18 protein-coding genes are annotated in these 19470 nt (G+C 66.1%); 16 read left to right on the forward strand and 2 right to left on the reverse strand.

Features of this window, described 5'->3' with window-relative positions:
• Positions 1-129 precede the first annotated feature (129 nt).
• The 16 genes from rfbB to B9A11_RS18830 all read left to right on the forward strand — a co-directional run bounded on the left by rfbB (position 130) and on the right by B9A11_RS18830 (position 17486).
• Positions 130-1173 (forward strand): dTDP-glucose 4,6-dehydratase, encoded by a 1044-nt coding sequence (gene rfbB, locus B9A11_RS18755; protein ID WP_058249293.1) that lies wholly within the window; start codon positions 130-132, stop codon positions 1171-1173.
• Positions 1170-2036, forward strand: coding sequence for a dTDP-4-dehydrorhamnose reductase (gene rfbD, locus B9A11_RS18760; protein WP_058249294.1), 867 nt, complete (start codon positions 1170-1172; stop codon positions 2034-2036). Before rfbB ends, rfbD begins: the two co-directional genes overlap by 4 nt.
• Complete coding sequence (rfbA, locus tag B9A11_RS18765; protein ID WP_058249295.1) at positions 2033-2911, forward strand: glucose-1-phosphate thymidylyltransferase RfbA; 879 nt, start codon at positions 2033-2035, stop codon at positions 2909-2911. Before rfbD ends, rfbA begins: the two co-directional genes overlap by 4 nt.
• 66 nt (positions 2912-2977) lie before the next feature.
• Entirely contained in the window at positions 2978-3988 is a 1011-nt protein-coding gene (locus tag B9A11_RS18770; protein WP_058249296.1) for an NAD-dependent 4,6-dehydratase LegB, read from the forward strand.
• A 66-nt stretch (positions 3989-4054) separates the two neighbouring features.
• Positions 4055-5224, forward strand: a complete 1170-nt coding sequence (locus B9A11_RS18775) for a LegC family aminotransferase (RefSeq protein ID WP_058249297.1) — start codon at positions 4055-4057, stop codon at positions 5222-5224.
• Positions 5221-6378, forward strand: coding sequence for a UDP-N-acetylglucosamine 2-epimerase (gene neuC / locus B9A11_RS18780; protein WP_058249298.1), 1158 nt, complete (start codon positions 5221-5223; stop codon positions 6376-6378). Before B9A11_RS18775 ends, neuC begins: the two co-directional genes overlap by 4 nt.
• Complete coding sequence (gene neuB, locus B9A11_RS18785; protein WP_058249299.1) at positions 6359-7447, forward strand: N-acetylneuraminate synthase; 1089 nt, start codon at positions 6359-6361, stop codon at positions 7445-7447. The genes neuC and neuB overlap by 20 nt, the downstream gene beginning before the upstream one ends.
• Positions 7444-8094 (forward strand): acetyltransferase, encoded by a 651-nt coding sequence (locus tag B9A11_RS18790; RefSeq protein ID WP_200807319.1) that lies wholly within the window; start codon positions 7444-7446, stop codon positions 8092-8094. The genes neuB and B9A11_RS18790 overlap by 4 nt, the downstream gene beginning before the upstream one ends.
• A gap of 37 nt (positions 8095-8131) precedes the next feature.
• Positions 8132-9166 (forward strand): nucleotidyltransferase family protein, encoded by a 1035-nt coding sequence (locus tag B9A11_RS18795; protein WP_159452526.1) that lies wholly within the window; start codon positions 8132-8134, stop codon positions 9164-9166.
• Positions 9163-9876 carry an acylneuraminate cytidylyltransferase family protein gene (locus tag B9A11_RS18800; protein WP_058249300.1) on the forward strand — a complete coding sequence of 238 codons (714 nt, stop codon included), beginning with the start codon at positions 9163-9165 and terminating at the stop codon, positions 9874-9876. Before B9A11_RS18795 ends, B9A11_RS18800 begins: the two co-directional genes overlap by 4 nt.
• Positions 9873-11324, forward strand: a complete 1452-nt coding sequence (locus B9A11_RS18805; RefSeq protein WP_084662835.1) for a capsular polysaccharide export protein, LipB/KpsS family — start codon at positions 9873-9875, stop codon at positions 11322-11324. The genes B9A11_RS18800 and B9A11_RS18805 overlap by 4 nt, the downstream gene beginning before the upstream one ends.
• On the forward strand, positions 11321-12577 hold the full coding sequence (locus B9A11_RS18810; protein ID WP_058249260.1) for a lipopolysaccharide biosynthesis protein: 1257 nt from the start codon (positions 11321-11323) through the stop codon (positions 12575-12577). The genes B9A11_RS18805 and B9A11_RS18810 overlap by 4 nt, the downstream gene beginning before the upstream one ends.
• A complete protein-coding gene (locus B9A11_RS22640; RefSeq protein WP_058249261.1) occupies positions 12574-13287 on the forward strand; it encodes a CatB-related O-acetyltransferase in 714 nt (237 codons plus the stop codon). The genes B9A11_RS18810 and B9A11_RS22640 overlap by 4 nt, the downstream gene beginning before the upstream one ends.
• Entirely contained in the window at positions 13277-13966 is a 690-nt protein-coding gene (locus B9A11_RS18820; RefSeq protein WP_058249262.1) for an acyltransferase, read from the forward strand. The genes B9A11_RS22640 and B9A11_RS18820 overlap by 11 nt, the downstream gene beginning before the upstream one ends.
• 11 nt (positions 13967-13977) lie before the next feature.
• On the forward strand, positions 13978-15216 hold the full coding sequence (locus B9A11_RS18825; RefSeq protein ID WP_058249263.1) for a hypothetical protein: 1239 nt from the start codon (positions 13978-13980) through the stop codon (positions 15214-15216).
• A gap of 230 nt (positions 15217-15446) precedes the next feature.
• On the forward strand, positions 15447-17486 hold the full coding sequence (locus tag B9A11_RS18830) for a right-handed parallel beta-helix repeat-containing protein (protein WP_058249264.1): 2040 nt from the start codon (positions 15447-15449) through the stop codon (positions 17484-17486).
• 74 nt (positions 17487-17560) lie between these two features.
• Here the strand turns inward: B9A11_RS18830 and B9A11_RS18835 are convergent, their stop codons facing one another.
• Both B9A11_RS18835 and B9A11_RS18840 read right to left on the reverse strand, forming a co-directional pair.
• Positions 17561-18439: a hypothetical protein gene (locus B9A11_RS18835; protein WP_058249265.1), complete on the reverse strand. Its 879-nt coding sequence runs from the start codon at positions 18437-18439 to the stop codon at positions 17561-17563.
• Positions 18436-19467, reverse strand: coding sequence for a Gfo/Idh/MocA family protein (locus B9A11_RS18840; RefSeq protein WP_058249266.1), 1032 nt, complete (start codon positions 19465-19467; stop codon positions 18436-18438). The genes B9A11_RS18835 and B9A11_RS18840 overlap by 4 nt, the downstream gene beginning before the upstream one ends.
• Between the last annotated feature and the right edge of the window lie 3 nt (positions 19468-19470).

Here is a 19470-nt window from a genome sequence, read left to right on the forward strand (position 1 = left end):
TGTCGCGCGCATATGTGGCCCTGACATCGCGTGTGCCATGATTTGAGACAGCTATTTTCAAACGGCCGCAATCGCATATTTCAGCACGCGCCCGCCGGACCAGACTATTGAAGAAGAAAGAGACATGCTGTGAAGATTTTGATTACAGGCGGCGCCGGGTTCATCGGGTCTGCTGTGGTTCGGCTTGCGGTTTCTCGCGGTCATGAGGTCGTCAACCTCGACGCGCTGACCTACGCCGGATGTCTGGCGAACCTTGATCCCGTAGCCGATGCCCCGAACTACCGCTTTGAAAAGGCCGACATCCGCGACCGCGCGGCGCTGGACCGGATCTTTGCCGAGCATCAGCCCGACGCGGTGATGCACCTGGCCGCCGAAAGCCATGTGGACCGCTCCATCGACGGGCCCGGCACCTTTATCGAGACCAACGTCATGGGCACCTTCCACATGCTGGAGGCCGCCCGCGCCTATTGGCTGGCGAAAGGCAAGCCCGAGGGCTTCCGCTTTCACCACATCTCGACCGACGAGGTCTTTGGCTCGCTGGGCGAGGACGGCCAGTTCACCGAAACCACGCCCTATGATCCGCGCTCGCCCTATTCGGCGTCCAAGGCATCGAGCGACCACCTGGTGCGCGCCTGGCACGAGACCTACGGCCTGCCGGTGGTGATGACCAACTGTTCCAACAACTACGGCCCCTACCATTTCCCCGAAAAGCTGGTGCCGGTGGTGATCCTGAACGCGCTGGCGGGCAAGCCGCTGCCGATCTACGGCAACGGCGCGAACATCCGCGACTGGCTGTATGTCGAGGACCACGCCGACGCGCTGCTGCTGGTGCTGGAAAAGGGCCAGCTGGGCCGCAGCTACAACATCGGCGGCGAGAACGAGCGCACCAACCTCGAATTGGTGCAGACGCTCTGCGCGATCCTCGACGACAAGCGCCCCAAGAACGACGGCAGCTATGCCGATCAGATCACCTTTGTGACCGACCGTCCGGGGCATGATGCGCGCTATGCCATCGACCCGACCCGCATCCGCGAGGAACTGGGCTGGCGTCCGTCGGTGACCGTCGAGGAAGGTCTAGCCAAGACCGTCGACTGGTATCTGGACAACGCGGACTGGTGGCAGGCGCTGCTGGACCGCGACGGCGTGGGCGAGCGACTGGGGAAAACGGCATGAAGGTTCTGGTATTTGGCAAGACCGGTCAGGTCGCAACCGAACTGGCGCGCCGGGTGCCCGCAGGTGTCGAGGCGACGTTCCTGCCCCGCGCCGAGGCGGATCAGACCGATCCCGCCGCCTGCGCGCAGATCGTCCTGGATCAGCGCCCCGATCTGGTGATCAACGCCGCCGCCTACACGGCGGTGGACAAGGCCGAGGACGACGAGGCCACAGCGCAGCTGGTCAACGGCGACACGCCCGCCGCGCTGGCCCGCGCCTGTGCCGACATCGGCGCGCCGTTCCTGCATGTTTCCACCGACTATGTCTTTGACGGCTCGGGCGATGCGCCCTGGACCGTGGATGCGGCCACCGGCCCGCTGGGCGCCTATGGCCGCACCAAGCTGGCGGGCGAGGACGGCATCCGCGCGGCGAACGGCGATCACGCCATCCTGCGCACGTCGTGGGTGTTCTCGGCCCATGGCGGGAACTTCGTCAAAACCATGCTGCGCCTGTCGCAGACCCGCGACAAGCTGACCGTCGTCGCCGACCAGATCGGCGGCCCCACCGAGGCAGGCGACATCGCGCAGGCGCTGTGGGACATGGCGCTGGCCTTTGGCGCCGGCAAGGGCACCACGGGCACCTATCACTTTGCCGGCGCGCCCGACGCCAGCTGGGCCGATTTCGCCCGCGAGATCTTTGCCCGCGCGGGGCGCGCCGTGGCGGTCGAGGACATCCCCTCCAGCGCCTACCCGACCCCGGCCAAGCGCCCCGGTAATTCGCGCATGGACTGTTCCGACATCACCCGCGATTACGGCATCGCCCGCCCCGACTGGCGTGACAGCCTGACCCGGGTTCTGGCCGAGCTCGAAGGAGAAGACGCATGACCCAGAAACGCAAGGGCATCATTCTGGCTGGCGGCTCTGGCACGCGGCTCTACCCGATCACCATGGGCGTGTCCAAGCAGCTGCTGCCGCTGTATGACAAGCCGATGATCTACTACCCGCTGTCGGCGCTGATGCTGGCGGGCATCCGCGAGATCGCCATCATCACCACCCCCGACGATCAGGCCCAGTTCCAGCGCCTCTTGGGCGACGGCAGCCAATGGGGGCTGGAGTTCACCTTTATCCAGCAGCCCTCGCCCGATGGTCTGGCGCAGGCCTACCTGCTGGCGCGTGACTTTCTGAACGGTGCGCCCTCGGCCATGGTGCTGGGGGACAACGTGTTCTTTGGCCACGGCCTACCCGACCTCTTGGCCAAGGCCGACGCGCGCGAGAGCGGCGGCACGGTCTTTGGCTATCACGTCTCGGACCCCGAGCGTTACGGCGTGGTCGGCTTTGACGCCGATGGCACCGTCAGCGAGATCATCGAAAAGCCGCAAAACCCGCCGTCGAACTACGCTGTGACGGGGCTGTATTTCCTCGATGGCACCGCGCCGGATCGCGCGGCGCAGGTGCAGCCCTCGGAGCGGGGCGAGCTGGAGATCACCTCGCTTCTGGAAACCTACCTGCACGAAGGCACGCTGGACGTGCAAAAGATGGGCCGCGGCTATGCGTGGCTGGACACCGGCACCCATGCGTCGCTGCTGGATGCGGGCAATTTCGTGCGCACGCTGGTGCTGCGGCAGGGCTTGCAGATCGGCAACCCCGACGAGATCGCCCACGAACAGGGCTGGATCGACGACGCCCAGCTGGCCAAACGCGCCGAGCTGTTCCGCAAGACCGATTATGGCCGCTACCTGATGGCGCGGCTCGAAGACTAAGGCCGCGCAAGCGCCTGACAAACGATACGAACGGCCCTCAAGGGGCCAAAGGGACGGACGACTGACATGACCAAATCCTTCAAGAAGGTTCTTGTGACCGGGGCCGACGGCTTTATCGGCTCTCACCTGACCGAGGCGCTGGTGCGCGCCGGCTACGAGACGCGCGCCTTCGTGATGTACAACTCGCTGAACTCCTGGGGCTGGCTGGACCGCCCCGCCGAGGACGTGAAGGGCAACTTCGAAGTGGTGGCGGGCGACATCCGCGACCCGCACGGCGTGGCCAACGCCATGGAAGGCTGCGACGCGGTGCTGCACCTGGCGGCGCTGATCGCCATCCCCTTCAGCTACCATTCGCCGGACAGCTACGTGGCGACCAACGTCACCGGCACGCTGAACGTGTTGCAGGCGGCACGCCGTCTGGGCACCGAGCGGGTGATTTCCACCTCGACCTCGGAAACCTACGGCACGGCGCAATTCGTGCCGATCACCGAGGAACACCCGGTCAACGCGCAATCGCCCTATGCCGCCACCAAGGTGGCCGCCGACCAGCTGGCGCTGTCCTTCCAGAAAAGCTTTGGCACGCCGGTGTCGGTGCTGCGTCCGTTCAACACCTATGGCCCGCGCCAGTCCGCCCGTGCGGTGATCCCGACGATCATCAGCCAGATCGCCGCCGGGGAACGCCGCATCAAGCTGGGCGCGCTCAGCCCCACGCGCGACTTTACCTTTGTGCATGACACCGCGCAGGGCTTTATCCAGGCGATGGAAACCGAGGCCTGCGTCGGTCAGGCGACCAACATCGGGTCGGATTTCGAGATCTCCATCCAGGACACCGTGGCGCTGATCGCCGAGGTCATGGGCGTCGAGATCGAGATCGTGTCCGACAACGAGCGCATCCGCCCCGCCGACAGCGAGGTCGAGCGTCTCTATGCCGGTGTCGACAAGGCGCGCGAACTGTTCGGCTGGGCGCCGGAGCACGGCGGTCGCGACGGCTTTGCCAAGGGCATCGCCAAGACCGCCGAGTGGTTCCAGGACCCGACCAACCTGGCCGCCTACAAGACCGGGCAATACAACGTCTGATCGCCGCCGCGCGCGGCCCGCTGGGTGGTGGGGCGCGCGCGCGTATACGGTGGACAAGGGGGAAAGATGGAACTGGCACAGGATCTGGTGCAGCGCATCCGGGGTGTGATCGGGGCAGAGGCGGGCTTTGTCCCGCTGCATGTGCCGGAATTTCATGGTCGCGAGCGCGAGCTGCTGATCGATTGCATCGACACCGGCTGGGTGTCCTCGGTGGGCTCTTACGTGGATGCCTTCGAGGCAGAGGTGGCACGGCTGTCGGGCTGCACCCATGGCGTGGTGGTGGCCAATGGCACGGCGGCGTTGCAGATCGCCATGCTGGTGGCCGGGGTGGCCCCCGGGGACGAAGTCCTGATGCCCGCGCTGACCTTTGTGGCGACGGCCAATGCCACCAGCCATCTGGGCGCGGTGCCGCATTTCGTCGACAGCGCCTATGACACGATGGGGGTCTGCCCCACGCGGCTGCGCGCCCACCTTGAACAGGTGGCCGAGGTCCGCGAGGGCGCGACCTGGAACCGTCAGACGGGTCGCCGCATTGCGGCCATCGTGCCGATGCATGTCTTTGGCTGTCCCGTCGACATGGACGGGCTGGACGCGGTGGTGGCCGACTGGCCCATGGTCGTGGTCGAGGACGCCGCCGAAAGCCTTGGCAGCACCTACCATGGCCGTCCCTGTGGCAGCCTTGGCCGCATCGCCGCCATCAGCTTTAACGGTAACAAGATCGTCACCACCGGTGGCGGCGGGGCCATCGTCACCAACGACGAGGCGCTGGCCAAGCGCGCCAAGCACCTGACCACCACGGCGAAACAGCCGCATCCTTGGGCGTTCATCCACGACGAGGTGGGCTACAACTACCGGATGCCCAACCTCAACGCGGCGCTTGGCGTGGCGCAGCTGGAACAGCTGGGCGACCGTCTGGCGCAGAAACAGCGCCTGTTCGACGCCTATGCAGCGGCCTTTGACGGGCTGAGTGGCGCGCAGCTGTTCACCGCGCCCGAAGGGTCTGTGTCGAACAACTGGCTGGTGACGCTGATCCTTGATCCCGACATGGCCGCGCAGCGCGACACGCTGCTGAAGGTGCTGAACGATGCGGGCATCATGACCCGCCCGATCTGGACCCTGATGCACCGCCTGCCGATGTATCAGGACGCGCCGCGCGCCGACCTGACCCAAGCCGCCGACCTTGAGGCGCGCGTGCTGAACATCCCGTCCTCGGCGCATCTGGGGGCGGCCCTGTGAAGGTACTGGCGGTTTCGGGCACCCGCGCCGACTGGGGCTTGCTCCAGCCGGTGCTGACGCTGCTGCGTGATGATCCGCGCTTTGCGCTGGAGATCCTCGTGACCGGGCAGCACCTGATGGCGGGCAGCACATCGGTCGCGGCGATCGAGGCCGCCGGGTTCACCGTCGACCACCGCGTCGACATGGGCCTGACCGAGGGCGACAGCGACGCGGCGCTCTGTGCCGCCACGGGGCGCGCGGTGGCCGGTGTGGGCGCGGTTCTGGCCCAGACGACACCCGACCTGATGCTGATCCTCGGCGACCGCTACGAGATCCTCGGCGCGGTGACGGCGGCGCTGCTGTCCAAAGTGCCGGTGGCCCATATCGCGGGCGGGGATGTGACCGAAGGCGCGTTCGACGATTCCATCCGCCACGCCATGACCAAGATGTCGGCCCTGCATTTCACCACCACCGAAGAGGCCGCCGCCCGCGTGCGCCAGATGGGCGAGATGCCGCAGAACGTCTTTGTCACCGGCAGCCCCGGCATCGACCAGGTCGTCGCCCTGCCCCGCATGGAGCGCGCGGCGTTCTTCGACAGCGTCGGTCTGCCGGACCAGCGCCCGACCTTTGTCATCACGCTGCACCCTGCCACGCTGTCGCGCGACAATGCCGCCATGGCGCAGGCCATGCTGGACGCGCTGGACGCCTATCCGCAGGCGGGGCTGATCTTTACCGGCTCGAACGCCGATCCGGGCGCTGCCGAGCTGGACGCCATGGTGCAGGCCTATGTGGCCGGGCGCGACAACGCGGTGTTCCATGCCTCGCTGGGGTCGGCGCGCTATTTCTCGGCGCTGGAACATTGCGATCTGGTGCTGGGGAACTCGTCCAGCGGGCTGTACGAGGCCCCCAGTTTCCAGATCCCCACTGTCAATATCGGCGACCGGCAAGCGCGGCGCGTGCGGGCGGCCTCGGTCATCGACTGCGCCCCCGACGAGGGCGCGATCCGCGCCGCCATCGACACCGCCCTGACCGGGGACTGGTCGGCCGTCACCAACCCCTACGGCGCAGGAGACGCCGCGCCACGCATCCTGTCGCATCTCGCTGCGGTGGACGATCCGGCGGCGCTTATCCGCAAATCCTTCGAGGACATGACCCATGGTTGCGAAAATGGCTAACCCCAAGACCCTGATCATCGCCGAAGCCGGTGTGAACCATAACGGCGATCTGAACATGGCGCTGGAGCTGGTGGACAAGGCCGCCGAAGCCGGGGCCGATTACGTCAAGTTCCAGACCTTCAAGGCGACGAAACTGGCCTCCGCCAGCGCGAAGAAGGCCAGCTACCAGACCCGCACCACCGATGGCGCGGAAAGCCAGCTGGCGATGCTGCAACGGCTGGAGCTGTCGGTCGACGACCACAAGGCGATCATGGCGCGCTGCGATGAAAAGGGCGTGCGGTTCCTGTCGACGCCCTTTGACCTCGACAGCCTCGCGCTGCTGACGGACACCTTTGCCCTGCCCGAGATCAAGCTTGGCTCGGGCGAGCTGACCAATGCCCCGCTGCTGTTGGCGGCGGGGCGCACCGGGGTCAGGATCATCCTGTCCACCGGCATGGGCAGCCTGTCCGAAGTCGAAGAGGCGCTTGGCGTGCTGGCCTTTGCCATGTGCCGCGAGGGTCTGCCCAAGGGGCGCACCGATTTCGCCGACGTGCTGCTGGACCCCGCCGTCTGGCCGGTGCTGGCCGAGCGGGTGATGCTGCTGCATTGCACCACCGAATACCCGGCGGCGGTCGAGGACACCAACCTGCACGCGATGGAAACGCTGCGCCGCGCCTTTGGCGTTCAGGTCGGCTATTCCGATCACACCGTGGGCGAGGCGGTCAGCCTTGCCGCCGTGGCGCTGGGGGCCTGCGCCTTGGAAAAGCACTTTACGCTGGACCGCACCCTGCCGGGACCGGATCACGCCGCCTCGCTGGAGCCGGGCGAGCTGACACAGCTCATTCGCGGGGTGCGGGCGGTGGAGCTGGCGCTGGGTACCGGCATCAAGCAACCGGGCGCCGCCGAGGTGGCCAACCGCGCCGTGGCCCGCAAGAGCCTGCTGGCGGCGCGCGATCTGCCCGAGGGCCATGTGCTGACGCTGGACGACATCGCGGTGAAACGCCCCGGTGACGGGATTTCGCCGATGGCCCTGTGGGACATGGTCGGGCAGGTCACGACCCGCGCCACGCCCGAAGGCGACGCGCTGTGAGCGCACCGGCCGCACCGCTGCCCCATGTGATCCTTGGGGCGGGCGGTCATGCCCGCGCGCTCATGGGGGTGCTGGCGGCCTGCGGCCTGCCTGTGCGGGGCTGCATCGCCCCCGCCTGCCCTGCCCCGGCGGACTGGCCCCATGCGGACAGCCCCTGGCTGGGGGATGACGCGGCGCTGGACGATCTGGACCCCGCGCAGGTCTTGCTGGTCAACGGGCTGGGCTCGGTCGGGGCAACCACCCTGCGCCACAAGGTCTTTGCCGCGGCGCGCGCGCGCGGTTTTGACTTTCCCGCCCTGGTGCATCCTTCGGCCATCGTGGCCGCCGGCGTGACGCTGGCCAAAGGCGCGCAGATCATGGCCGGGGCGATCGTGCAGCCGGGGGTTGCCTTGGGTGAAAACGTGCTGCTCAACACCGGGTGTATCGTCGATCACGACGGGCAGATCGGGGCGCATAGCCATATCGCGCCGGGAGTAACCCTGTCCGGTGGCGTGACGCTTGGCACAGACGTACATATCGGCACCGGAGCCACGCTCATTCAGGGGATCACCGTCGCAGACGGGGCCATTGTCGGCGCCGGTGCGGTGGTCACCAAAGACGTACCCTCGGCCGTTACCGTCGTGGGAAACCCGGCCCGCCGTATTTGAAGAAAGTGATTTCGACATGATGACAGACTTGAAAAAGATGACACTGACCCCGGATGCCACGCTGCGTCAGGTCATGGAAGTTATCGACAGCGGTGCGCGCCAGATCGCGCTGGTCACCGATGCCGAGGGCGTCCTGATCGCCACGGTCACCGATGGCGACGTGCGGCGCGGCCTGCTGCGCGGTCTGACGCTGGAGGCCCCCGTCTCCGAGGTGATGCACCGCAATCCCACGACGCTGCTCAAGGGCGCCAGCGCGGCTTCGGCGCAGCGGCTGATGCGCGAGCGCGGCCTGAGCCATATCCCGGTGGTCGACCCCGAAGGCCGGCTGGTGGCGCTGGCGCTGCGCGACGGCATGACCGGGGTCGAGCCGCGCTCGACCCGTGTGATCCTGATGGCCGGCGGTCTGGGGATGCGCCTGCGCCCGCTGACCGAAACCGTGCCCAAGCCGATGATCCCGGTGGGCGACAAGCCGCTGCTGGAACGCATCGTGACGCGCTTTCAGGATCAGGGGTTCAGCCGCTTTACCCTATCGCTGAACTACCTTGGCCACGTGATCCGCGACCACTTTGGCGATGGGTCGCAGCTGGGCGTCGAAATCGACTATGTCGAGGAAACCCAGCGCATGGGCACCGGCGGCGCGCTGTCGCTGCTGGACAGCCGCCCGGATGAGCCCTTTGTGGTGATGAACGGCGATATCCTGACCACGACCTCCTTTGGGGCGATGATGGACTTTCACGCGGAAACCGGCTCTGCGGTGACGATCTGCGCGCGCGAATTCAACATGCAGGTGCCCTACGGTGTGCTGAACACCGACGGCACCACGCTGGTCTCGATGGAAGAAAAGCCGGTCCACAAGCATCTGGTCAACGCGGGCATCTACGCGCTGTCGCCCGTCGCCTTTGACCACATCAAGGACGGCGAGCCGCTGGACATGCCCGACCTGATCGAACGGGTAAAGGACGCGGGCCACAAGGTGTCGGTCTTTCCGGTGCGGGAATACTGGATGGACATCGGCCGTCTCGAAGACCTCGACCGCGCGCGCTCGGAATACGAGACGGTGTTCGGCAAATGAGCCAGACGGGTGGACAGGATGGCGTGCTGGCGGTGATCACCGCGCGCGGCGGCTCCAAGGGGGTGCCGCGCAAGAACGTGCGGCCCTTGGGGGGCGTGCCGCTGATCGCCTGGACGGTGCGCGCGGCGCTGGAGGCGTCCTGCGTCGCCCGCGTGATCGTCTCCACCGATGATGCAGAGATCGCCGAGGCCGCGCGCGATGCCGGGGCCGATGTGCCCTTTATGCGGCCCGCCGATCTGGCGTCGGATACCGCGACCTCGGTGGATGTGATGGTCCACGCGCTGGAGGCCGTACCGGGCTATGACCGCGCGGTGCTGTTGCAACCGACCTCGCCGTTTCGCACGGGGGCCGATCTGGATGCGGGCTTTGCCCTGTGGCAGGCCAGCCCCGGCGCGGGCGGCTGCGTGTCGGTCTGCGAGGCCGCCGAGTCGCCCTGGCTGATGTACGGCAGCGATGCCGCAGGCCGCCTGAACCGCCTGCTGCCCGAACCGCCGAACGGCACCCGCCGTCAGGATCTGCCCAAGGCGCTGGTGCTGAACGGCGCGTTCTATTTCGTCGACGTGGCGCGGTTCCTGGCTGAACGGCGGTTCCTGTTTGCCGACAGCCTTGGCTTTGAAATGCCGGTGGCGCGCTCGGTCGACATCGACACCGCCGCCGATTTCGCCGAGGCCGAAAGCCTTTTGGCCCATATGTCGGAGGCCCGCACATGAAGACCCTGTGTTTCCTTGACCGGCTCGAATTGACCGACCTCTTTGGCCCGGTCTCGCAGGTGATGCCCGAGGACATCCGCGTGCTGCACCTGGCCTATGACACCCCCGAGGCCGACAAGCTGGCCGCCATGGGGATCACGGACGCGCCTGTCTTCAAAAAGCTTTTGCCCGCTTTCCTCAAGGACACCCCGCCGGACGCGGACCGTCTGGCCGAGATGGAGCGGCTGATCGTTTCCGCCACGGATGGCGCCTTTGGGCTGAATTCGGCGATCCAGAGCGACCGGACCATGCAGGGCATGGACTATGCCGACTGCCTGCGGCTGGCCGATGCCTACCTGGCCTTCTGGCAGGACTATGTGGCCAAGCACGAGGTCGACCACATCCTGCATGAAACCGTGTCGCTGCTGTTCAACTTCATGGCCGCCGTGGCGCTGGCCGAGCGCGGCGGGTCCTACCTGTTTTGCATCATGTCGCAGGCCGAGCCGGGCAGCTATCGCTTCATGGTGATGGAAGGGGTCGAGCTGTTCTCGCCCGATATCACCCGCGCGCTGGCCCTGCCCCCCGGCACACGCGGGGCCGAAGGGTACACGCGCGACGACCTGCGCGCCTTTCTCGAAGAGTTTCGCAACTCGATCGCCACCTTCTTTGGCGGGGCGGTGACGCAATCGGTGGCCTGGCACCAGCTGGCGGCGAAATCGCTGCGCAACATCGTGCGGCGGCAGGCGCGGGCGGGCGGGCTGGACCCGATGATCGACGCCATCGAACTGTGGGGTCTGCGCCAGAACACCCCCGCCGAAAAGCTGCGCAACCTGCGGGACTACCGCCGGGACGTGCGTTTCGACGCCTATGAGCCGGACCAGACCTATTGGTTCTACCCGCTGCACCTGGAGCCCGAGGCGGTGGTCCTGTACCAGTCGCACGGGATTTATACCAATCAGATCAAGCTGATCGAGAACATCGCAGGGCAACTGCCCCCCGGCCACCTGCTGTATGTCAAGGATCACCCCCACGACATCGGCTATCGCGCCGCCGCCGATTACCGGCGGCTGAACGCGGTGCCCAACATCCGCCTGCTGGACGCGGGCGTGCCGGGCAAGCAGGTGATCGGCAATGCCTATGGCGTGGTGACGATCACCGGCACCGCCGGGTTCGAAGCCATGCTGATGCGCAAGCCGGTGGTGGCCTTTGGCACGACCTTCTACACCGGATATCAGGGCGTGTCGCAGCTGGATCACATCCGCGACCTGCGCGCTACGCTGCACGGGCTGACGCCGGACAGCCTGCCGGATGACGAAGCGCTGCTGGACTACCTCGAAGCTTATTTCGCGTCGATCCATCCCGGCATGATCAGCTTTTTCGCGGGCCGCGCCGCGAAATCCGGCATCGACCTCGACGAGAACGCCCGCGTGGTGGCGCAGGGGCTGGCGCGGACGATACGGGCGCTGTGACCGCCATGCTCGCCCGCCTGTTCCGCTCCAGCTATGCCTACGTGGTGATCAACACCGCCGTGAGCCTGCTGGCCTTTGGCCGCAACCTGCTGTTCATGAACAGCCTCGGGCTGGCCGAGGTGGGCCAGATCGCGCTGATGCAGACCATCGTGATGCTGGTGGGCTTTGCCCAGGGTGGGCTGATCAGCGGGGCCTTCATCCTGTGGGCCGGGGGCGACCGCGATCTGAACCGGCGCATGGCCGACGTGCTGTTCGCCGGAAAGGCGGTGCTGGGGATCGTGCTGGCGCTGGGGCTGGCGGTGCTGGGACCGGGCGTGCTGATGCCCACGGTGGCACCCGAGACGCTGACGATCGGGCTGGCGGCGGGGCTAGCGACGCTGGCCTCGACCTGGATGAACAACGTGCTGGTGGCGGATCAAAAGCTGCGCCAGTCGAACCTTGTGAACGTGGTGGCGGTGCTGGTGTCGCTGGGGCTGGCGCTGCTGACGCTGGGATCGGGAGACCTGCAGCTGGCGCTGCTGTCGATCGCGGTGCAGCCGCTGCTGGTGGCGCTGGGGGGCGCGGTGCTGGAACCGCAGGCGCGCCCGCGCGCGGCCCGGCCCGAGGGCGCGGCACTGCGGCGGATGCTGGCGGTGGGGGTGATGCCCTTCTTGGGGTCGCTGTCGCTGCTGCTGATCTACCAGATCGAACGCTGGAGCATCGCGGGCGTCATGGGCCCCGAGGCGCTGGGACGCTATTACATCGTCATCCTCTACATGACCTTCTTCCTGTTGGTGCCGACGGCGCTGATGAACGTGCATTTCCCGCGCGCGCGCCGGGCGCTGGCCGCAGGCGACACCGACGGGTTCCGCCGCACGATCCGCCGTCACATGGTGGAACTGGCAGTCTACGCGGGTCTGGCCCTCTTGGTGAAGCTGGTGCTGCTGAGCCTCGTGCTGGACAGCTTTCTGCCGAACTTCTCCGGCACCGAGCCGCTGGTCTACCTCGCGTTCCTCACGGGGCTTGGGATGCTGGCGCAGGCACCGGGGACGCTGGTGCTCTACGCGGTGGAAGACACCCGACCGGTGCTGATCGCGGGGCTGGTGTCGCTGGGCAGCTTTTGCGCGCTGCTGGGGGCGGTCTGGCTGGCAGGGTTCACCCTGACGGCTGTCCTTGTGGCGCGCATCCTGTCGGCGGCGCTGGGGGCGGTGTACCTGCTGTGGCAGCGCCATGTGGCCCTGACCCGTCTCGACCGAAAGGAGAGAGCCCTATGAAAGCCCTGCTGAAATCGCTGATCAGCCCGCCCTTTCACCATGTCTGGTGGGCGCTGAAGAACCGCCAGCGCGACCACCGGGTCGAAAGCTGGTCGGTCAGCCGCAAGGCGCGCATCGGGTTCCGGTCGATCATCCGCAAGGGGGTAGAGGCCGGGCCAGGGCTGGAGCTGGGGGATTTTTCCTACATCAGCGGGCCGGGCACCTATGTCGAGGCGGCGCAGATCGGGCGGTTCTGTTCCATCGCGCGGGGCACGGTGATCGGGGTCTCGGGCAAGGACATGCGCCGGGTGACCACCTCGAACTTTCCCACCTCGCCCGCCTATGGCGGGCTGGCAAAGGCCACGCGCCTGCCGCCGCAAAAGCCCGCCACGGTGATTGGTCACGACGTCTGGATCGGGGTGAACGCGGTGATCATGCGCGGCGTGACGGTGGGCCATGGCGCGGTGATCGGGGCCAATGCCGTGGTGGCCCGCGACGTGCCGCCCTACGCGGTGGTGGGCGGCAACCCGGCACGCCACATCCGCGACCGCTTTCCGCCGGAGCAGGTCGCAGCCCTGCTGCGCATCCGCTGGTGGGACTGGGACGTGGCCACGCTGGCCGAGCGCGAGGCAGAATTCCTGGACACCGCGGCCTTTGTCACACGCTACGATCCGGGCCCCACAGCCCCGGCGCAGCCTGCCAGCCCCGAAGGAGACAACTATGGCCAATGACGGTGGCAACCTGATGTTCGTCTTTCGCCTGCGCAACCTGATCTGCACGCGGGTCTTCCGGCTGCTGTTCGCGCGCCGCTTTGCCGCCTTTGGCCGGGGCACCAACGTGCTGCTGCCCGATGGCATCGAGGGGGCGCAGAACATCTCTTTGGGGGATGGGGTGCTGGTGGGGGCGCGCACGCTGCTGGCGGCGCGGCCCATTGTGCCGGGCGGGCGCGCGGCGCTGAAGATCGGGTCGGGCACCCTGCTGGGGCGGGCCAACCACATCTACGCCACCGGGAGCATCGAGATCGGCGAGAAGGTGCTGACCGCCAACAACGTCTACATTGCCGACAACCGTCACGGCTACGAAGACCCGGACACCCCCGTCATGGACCAGCCGGTGATCCAGCTGGCCCCGACCCGCATCGGAGATGGTACATGGCTGGGCCATGGCGCCTGCGTGGTCGGCGCGCAGGTGGGGCGGGGCTGCGTGATCGGGGCCGGGGCCTTTGTCACCACGGACATCCCTGACCGCTGCGTGGTGGTCGGCGCACCGGCCCGCATCGTCAAACGGTTCGACCCGGACAGCGGGACATGGCGTTCGACCCACCCTGATGGTACGTTCCGCCCCAATCAGACCGACCCCGCCCACACCGACACCGCCCAAACCGGCCCAGTCGAGACCGATCCAGCCTGACCCGAGCGCCCATGACCACCGCCGATCCCAGCTTTGGGGGCCACCCAGACCCTGCCGCCGCCGTACCGGGCGGTGACGACGCGACCCGCCCCGAGCGGCGCGCGGACAAGCTGCTGGTGGCCAGCCTTTTGGTGGTGATCCTGCTCAGCGGGGCGGTGCAGTATTTCGACATCTACATGCTGGCGGCGGTCAACGTGGTGCTGCAGCTGGCACTTCTGGCCAAGTCGGGCTTTCGGGTCTCAAGAGCCATTGGCGCTGCGGCGTTGATGATCTACGCCTACCTGTTCTACAGCCTGCTGCTGCACCACCCGTCGGACCTGATCTTCATCGCCTTCCGGTTCCATGACATCCTGACGGCGCTGTTGGTGCTGAACTACATCCTCGTGCGCAAACCCGACGTGGGGCGCACGCTGGAAGTCACCCTGATGATCCTGATCGTGCATGGGTTCATCAACTGGCTGCTGGTGACCTTTGCCTTCGGGCTGTTCAGCAAGGCCAGCGGAATCGGGTCCTACAAATTCCTGATCTTCTTTGGCAGGGCCGAGACCGCCTTTGGCATCCACCGCAGCCAGGGCCTGTTCTGGGAACCGGGCGTCTACCAGATCTACCTGAACGTGGCGCTGCACTTTTTCCTGTTCTACGCCAAGCGCAACATGTGGGCGGCGCTGTCCTTTGTCGGGCTGGTGTTGACGTTGTCGACCACCGGCGTGGTGCTGGCCAGCCTGCAATTGCTGGTGTTCCTGTTCGGGGTGAAACAAAAGCTGTCCATGAAGGTGCTCAAGATCGTGATCTTCCTGCCCTTCTTTCTGGTCTATGTGGGCTTTGCCCAGACCGTGGTCGAAGACAAGCTGTCCGGGGCGTCAAAGGGGTCTTACATGGCGCGTAACTTTGACACGCTGAACGGGATTGCTGTCACGCTGGAACACCCTTGGGGGATCGGCTTCAACCCCGGCACCTATCAAAAATTCGCCCGCGAGAACACGTTCAACATCGACACGCCGCTGAACACCGACCGAGGTCAGACCAACGGCGTCTTGATCCTGGCCTATTCCACCGGCGTGGTCTGGGCGGTGATCGTGCTGTTTGCCACCTTTCGGCAGAAAATATTCCCGCATTACAGGGTGTTGTTCTTTTTCGTGCTGATCGGCTCGATGACGACGGAACCGCTGTTCTATTCGCCTTTCGTGTGGCTGTTCACCCTGTCGGGGATGATGCCGATCCGCCTGCCGGGACTGGGTGACCGGGCCTGATCGCCCACCTTTCCCCCGCTTTCAGACAGGCTTTGCACGCCCTGCCGTTGCGCCCCGGACCGGGCAGCGCACGCTGCCGGACGATTTGATTAACAAAGCTGTCGGACTCTCCGCCCTGCAACCTGAATCGCTCCTGACGGGGGAGAAGGCCCGTTCGAGCGGCGCCTCGCCTCCTCCTCTTCTGTGGAGCGCGCAGACCACGACATGCGGGCATACGAAGGAGATACGGCATGGCACAGCTGAAACTGGAGAAGCAAGATTTCGACAACCTCGACCCAGGTGTCGACCTGAGCGAGATCGCGGCAGGCGCCGATATCCAAGAGGCGCTGTTCGGCGGTGCCCGGATGTATGTCTATGCGGCCAACAAGGAAACGCTGGTCGCGTTGTACCAGGACGAAGACCTGACGGAATTGCGTGCCAACCCCGTCGTCGCCGATGACAACGGCCGGTTCCCGATCATTCACACACTCGAGGCGGTCTACGACATCCGCGTTTATTCCGCACAAGACCAGCTGCTGCTGGATCTGCCGGATGTGCGCGTGCGCGCGCCCGAATCCCTGATCTTTTCCACCGTTCAGGACCTGACCGATGACGCCTTTTTGTCGTATGATGCGGGCTTTGGCCGTCAGGACGTCACCAAGAACGAGCTGATCCACGTCACCAACACCAACTTTTTCTACCGCGTCGCGCCCGAAACCGCGACCGATCACCATCTGACCACCGCTGGCGGCGTCAAGCTCTATGCCCAGATCACCTCGGCGGGCTATTACAACGCCGCCGCATGGAACCCGGCGGGCGACGGGATCGCCGATGACACCGCCGCGCTGCAAAACGCCATCGACTTTGCCCATGACAACGACGCCGACCTGTTCGTGCCGTCGGGCATCTATCTGGTCACCGGGCTGGTTCTGCCGGGCACCGTCACGGGCACCGACGAGCGCGGCAAATCCTTCCGTATCTTTGGCCAAAGCTATGGCGAACCCTTCGTGGTCGCAGGTCAGGGCGGGACCGTGCTGAAATCGGTCACCGACGCGCCGGTGCTGCGCGACATCCAGGACACCGACCCGTCATCCAACGGCACCATGCGCATCGAGAACCTGCGCATCGACGCGCAGTCCGACACCACCCCGGCCATCCGGCTGGACAGCTTTTACGGCCTGTCGGTGATGCGCGATCTGGCGATCTATCAAAAGGGCTCGGGCGACGGGATCCTGATCACCTACTCGGCGACCACGGATTTCGACAACATCTATGTGCTGAACTCGGACTTTGCCACGCCGGTTCTGGGCTTGGCACGCACCGGCGCCGGTGTGCGAGTGGCGACCTCGCACGACTCGGGGCTGGTGACTTTGCGCAAGGTCACCTCGCGCGGCTTCCTGACCGGCTTTGACATCGGCGGCGGCAGCGGGGCGGAATACACGCTGACCATCTCGGAATGCGAATGCTCAACCGTGACCAACGGCATCCTGCTCAGCGGCACCAAAGGTGCGATCATCGAGAAATGCTACATGGAAGGCGGCGACGGCGGCATCGGCATCCAGGATGCGGGCGATTACACCTCGATCGTGCACAACTACATCGCGCGCGGCTTTGCCGTGGGGATCGACGCCACCGCCACCACCTCCAAGGGCTCGCTCATCGAAGGCAACCTGATCTCGACCGGCTCGCGCGCCAACTCGGTTGGCATCGACGTGGCCTCTTCGGCGGGATTCGGCGGCTACAACAAGACCGTGCGCTCGAACTCTCTGGTCTATGTCGAAGGCACCAACGGCGTCACCGGCATCCGCATTTCGGGCACCGAGCCGCGCCTGAGCGTGGTCGACAACTGCTTTGACCCACGCGGCGACTGGTCCGGCACCGGCACGAAGAAAATTCAGGACAACAGCACCGGGGGCATCTGCGGGCTGCTGCAAACCGGCGCGAACGGGTCTGAATTCGTGACGGTGACCAAAAGCGCGATCAACTTTTACAAGGCCAACACCGCGCTGACCGAGGCCGGCGTCTCGGGCAGTGCGCTGGCCCTGCCCGATGGCAGCTACTTCCGCGCGGCGGCCACCACGCCGGTCACCGTCAACAGCTTTGACGCGGGCACCCAGGCCAACCGGCTGGTGATCCTGCGGGCCGAGAACGCCAACATGACCATCGCCGCGACCGCGCAGAACAAGCTGAACGGTGGGGTGAACTTTACCGGGCCAGGGGTGCTGACGCTGATGATCGAGCGGATCGGCGCCTACAGCTATGCCTTTGAGATCAGCCGCAGCAATTACTGACCGAACAGCGCGGCATAAAGAAACGGGCGGCCCGCCAAGGGCCGCCCGTTTTGCATCTGCGCCCTGCCCCACCATCAGGTGGGCGGGGTGTTGTCCAGGATGGTGCGGGTGTTGGCCACGATGTTCTCGGGGCGCGAAGACCCGAACAGGATCGCATCCACCCCGCCGCCGGGGCACTGGTCGACCACGTGGCGCAGGCTGGCCTGGCCGCCCGCCGCGCCCGACGAGAACACCGACATGGCGATGTTGCGCGTCTTGCCCGAGGCAAAGCTGCTGACCACGGTTTCGGCCTTGGGGTTCATGCGAAAGCCCGCGAGGTTGTAGTTGGCGCAGACCCAAGGACGGTCCAGCCCGATCTTGTTGGTCAGCACATCCACCGCCTGCGGGTGGTTCATGGTGATGAAGCCCGGCTCGGCGCCAAGGCGGCGCTTGACGCCCTCGGCAAAGGCCTCGATTTCACGATGCGCCTCGATGGACATGAGCAGGTCAAAGGCGGCGTTCTGCAAGAACACCCCGCGCAGCGGCAGGCCCTTGCACATCAGCACCTCGATTTCCGCCAGCAGCTTCATGAAGCCGCCGAAGTTGCCCAGCATCAGCCCCAGCCCCGCCGGGATCACCTGCAGCGCGTTGACCTGGAACAGGGTCTCCTTCAGCACCGAAGGCATGCTCTGGGCCGAGAGTTTGGACCAGTATTTATGCGCATAGGGCAGGCAGGGCGAATAATACATGCCCGGGAACAGGTTGGACCGCCGCACCTCGTCAAAGACCGGCTCGAACCGGTCATGGGTGGTGAACATGAAATCCCGCACGCCGGCCTCATAGGCGGCGCCGATGACCTCGATGATGGCGTCGGGCTTGCTGAACTGTTCATACAGTTGCACCGCCTTGGCCTGGTTGGAATGGTTGACGCCCAGGAACTGGTTGTCGCCAAGGATCACACGACCAAAGCTCATTTCAGGCCCACCTTTCGCGCAATGGCGTCGATCATGCGATCGACCTCGTAGCCGTCCACCAGACGGGGGGTGATGCCCTGCGGCACCTCGTCGTCCACGTGCAGGTTGCGCCCCAGGCAGGTGCCGATGAAATCCTCGAGCTCGAGCGAGAATTCCTCGCCGCGCAGGTAGAAGCCCACGTTCAGCGGGCGCGGCTGGGCGGCCAGGTCTTCGGCGCCTTCGGGCAGGTCCACACCCTCGCGCCAGGTCAGTTCGACGGCAGAGTTGTCGACGCGCACCTCGGCCTTTTCAAAGATCACGCGGAACTCGTTCACCGACTTGCGTTTCGTGGTGTCGCACCAGTCGATGCGCATGTGGCCGGGGATGCCGCTTTCGTGGGTCCAGTCCACGTCGATGCGGTCGTCGGCCTTGGTGCAATGCACATGGGCCTTTTCCGCCGCCTCCACCTGCGCCACCCGGCCAAAGACGAAATGGCACAGGTCGATCAGGTGCGGGCCGTATTCGTTCAGCGCGCCGCCGCCGCGGCTGAAATCGCCCTGCCAGCTTTCGTCCGGCAAGGGTTTCGTCACCACGTTGCCCAGCATCGACGCCTCGTAGCGTTCGACGCGGCCCAGACGCCCGTCCGCCACCAGCGCACGCAGGCGCAGGAAGGTGGCGATGTAGCGCAGCACAAAGCCGGTCTGCGCGGGCACGCCCGTCGCCTCGGCCAGCTTGACCAGCTCCATGGACCGGTCCGGGTCCAGCGTCAGCGGCTTTTCCACGAAAACCGGGATGCCGTTCTTCAGCGCGGTTTCCGCCACCGGCGCGTGGAACCGCGTCGGGGTGGCGATCAGCACGCCCTTGGGGGCCGCGCCCTTGGCCATCGCCTCTTCGAGGCTGGCATAGGTGCGAAAGCCCAGCATCCCAAAGACGCGGCGGACGGATTTCTTGGGCTCACAGAGCGCCACGCCCTGCTTGCCCGCGTATTGCGCGGCCAGTGCAAGATGGGTCGCGCCCATCTTGCCGCCGCCGATCACGAGGATCGTCATGAG

Origin of the sequence: Tropicibacter naphthalenivorans (genome assembly GCF_900176475.1) — a bacterium.
Lineage (GTDB): Bacteria > Pseudomonadota > Alphaproteobacteria > Rhodobacterales > Rhodobacteraceae > Tropicibacter > Tropicibacter naphthalenivorans.

Coding starts and splice junctions, on each gene's coding strand:
- rfbD (WP_058249294.1), top strand. CDS start 1,170: ATGAAGGTTCTGGTATTTGGCAAGACCGGTCAGGTCGCAACCGAACTG.
- B9A11_RS18805 (WP_084662835.1), top strand. CDS start 9,873: ATGAAGACCCTGTGTTTCCTTGACCGGCTCGAATTGACCGACCTCTTT.
- B9A11_RS18840 (WP_058249266.1), bottom strand. CDS start 19,467: ATGACGATCCTCGTGATCGGCGGCGGCAAGATGGGCGCGACCCATCTT.
- B9A11_RS18795 (WP_159452526.1), top strand. CDS start 8,132: ATGACACTGACCCCGGATGCCACGCTGCGTCAGGTCATGGAAGTTATC.
- B9A11_RS18800 (WP_058249300.1), top strand. CDS start 9,163: ATGAGCCAGACGGGTGGACAGGATGGCGTGCTGGCGGTGATCACCGCG.
- B9A11_RS18835 (WP_058249265.1), bottom strand. CDS start 18,439: ATGAGCTTTGGTCGTGTGATCCTTGGCGACAACCAGTTCCTGGGCGTC.
- B9A11_RS18770 (WP_058249296.1), top strand. CDS start 2,978: ATGACCAAATCCTTCAAGAAGGTTCTTGTGACCGGGGCCGACGGCTTT.
- neuB (WP_058249299.1), top strand. CDS start 6,359: ATGGTTGCGAAAATGGCTAACCCCAAGACCCTGATCATCGCCGAAGCC.
- rfbA (WP_058249295.1), top strand. CDS start 2,033: ATGACCCAGAAACGCAAGGGCATCATTCTGGCTGGCGGCTCTGGCACG.
- B9A11_RS18825 (WP_058249263.1), top strand. CDS start 13,978: ATGACCACCGCCGATCCCAGCTTTGGGGGCCACCCAGACCCTGCCGCC.
- B9A11_RS18830 (WP_058249264.1), top strand. CDS start 15,447: ATGGCACAGCTGAAACTGGAGAAGCAAGATTTCGACAACCTCGACCCA.
- B9A11_RS18820 (WP_058249262.1), top strand. CDS start 13,277: ATGGCCAATGACGGTGGCAACCTGATGTTCGTCTTTCGCCTGCGCAAC.
- B9A11_RS18775 (WP_058249297.1), top strand. CDS start 4,055: ATGGAACTGGCACAGGATCTGGTGCAGCGCATCCGGGGTGTGATCGGG.
- B9A11_RS22640 (WP_058249261.1), top strand. CDS start 12,574: ATGAAAGCCCTGCTGAAATCGCTGATCAGCCCGCCCTTTCACCATGTC.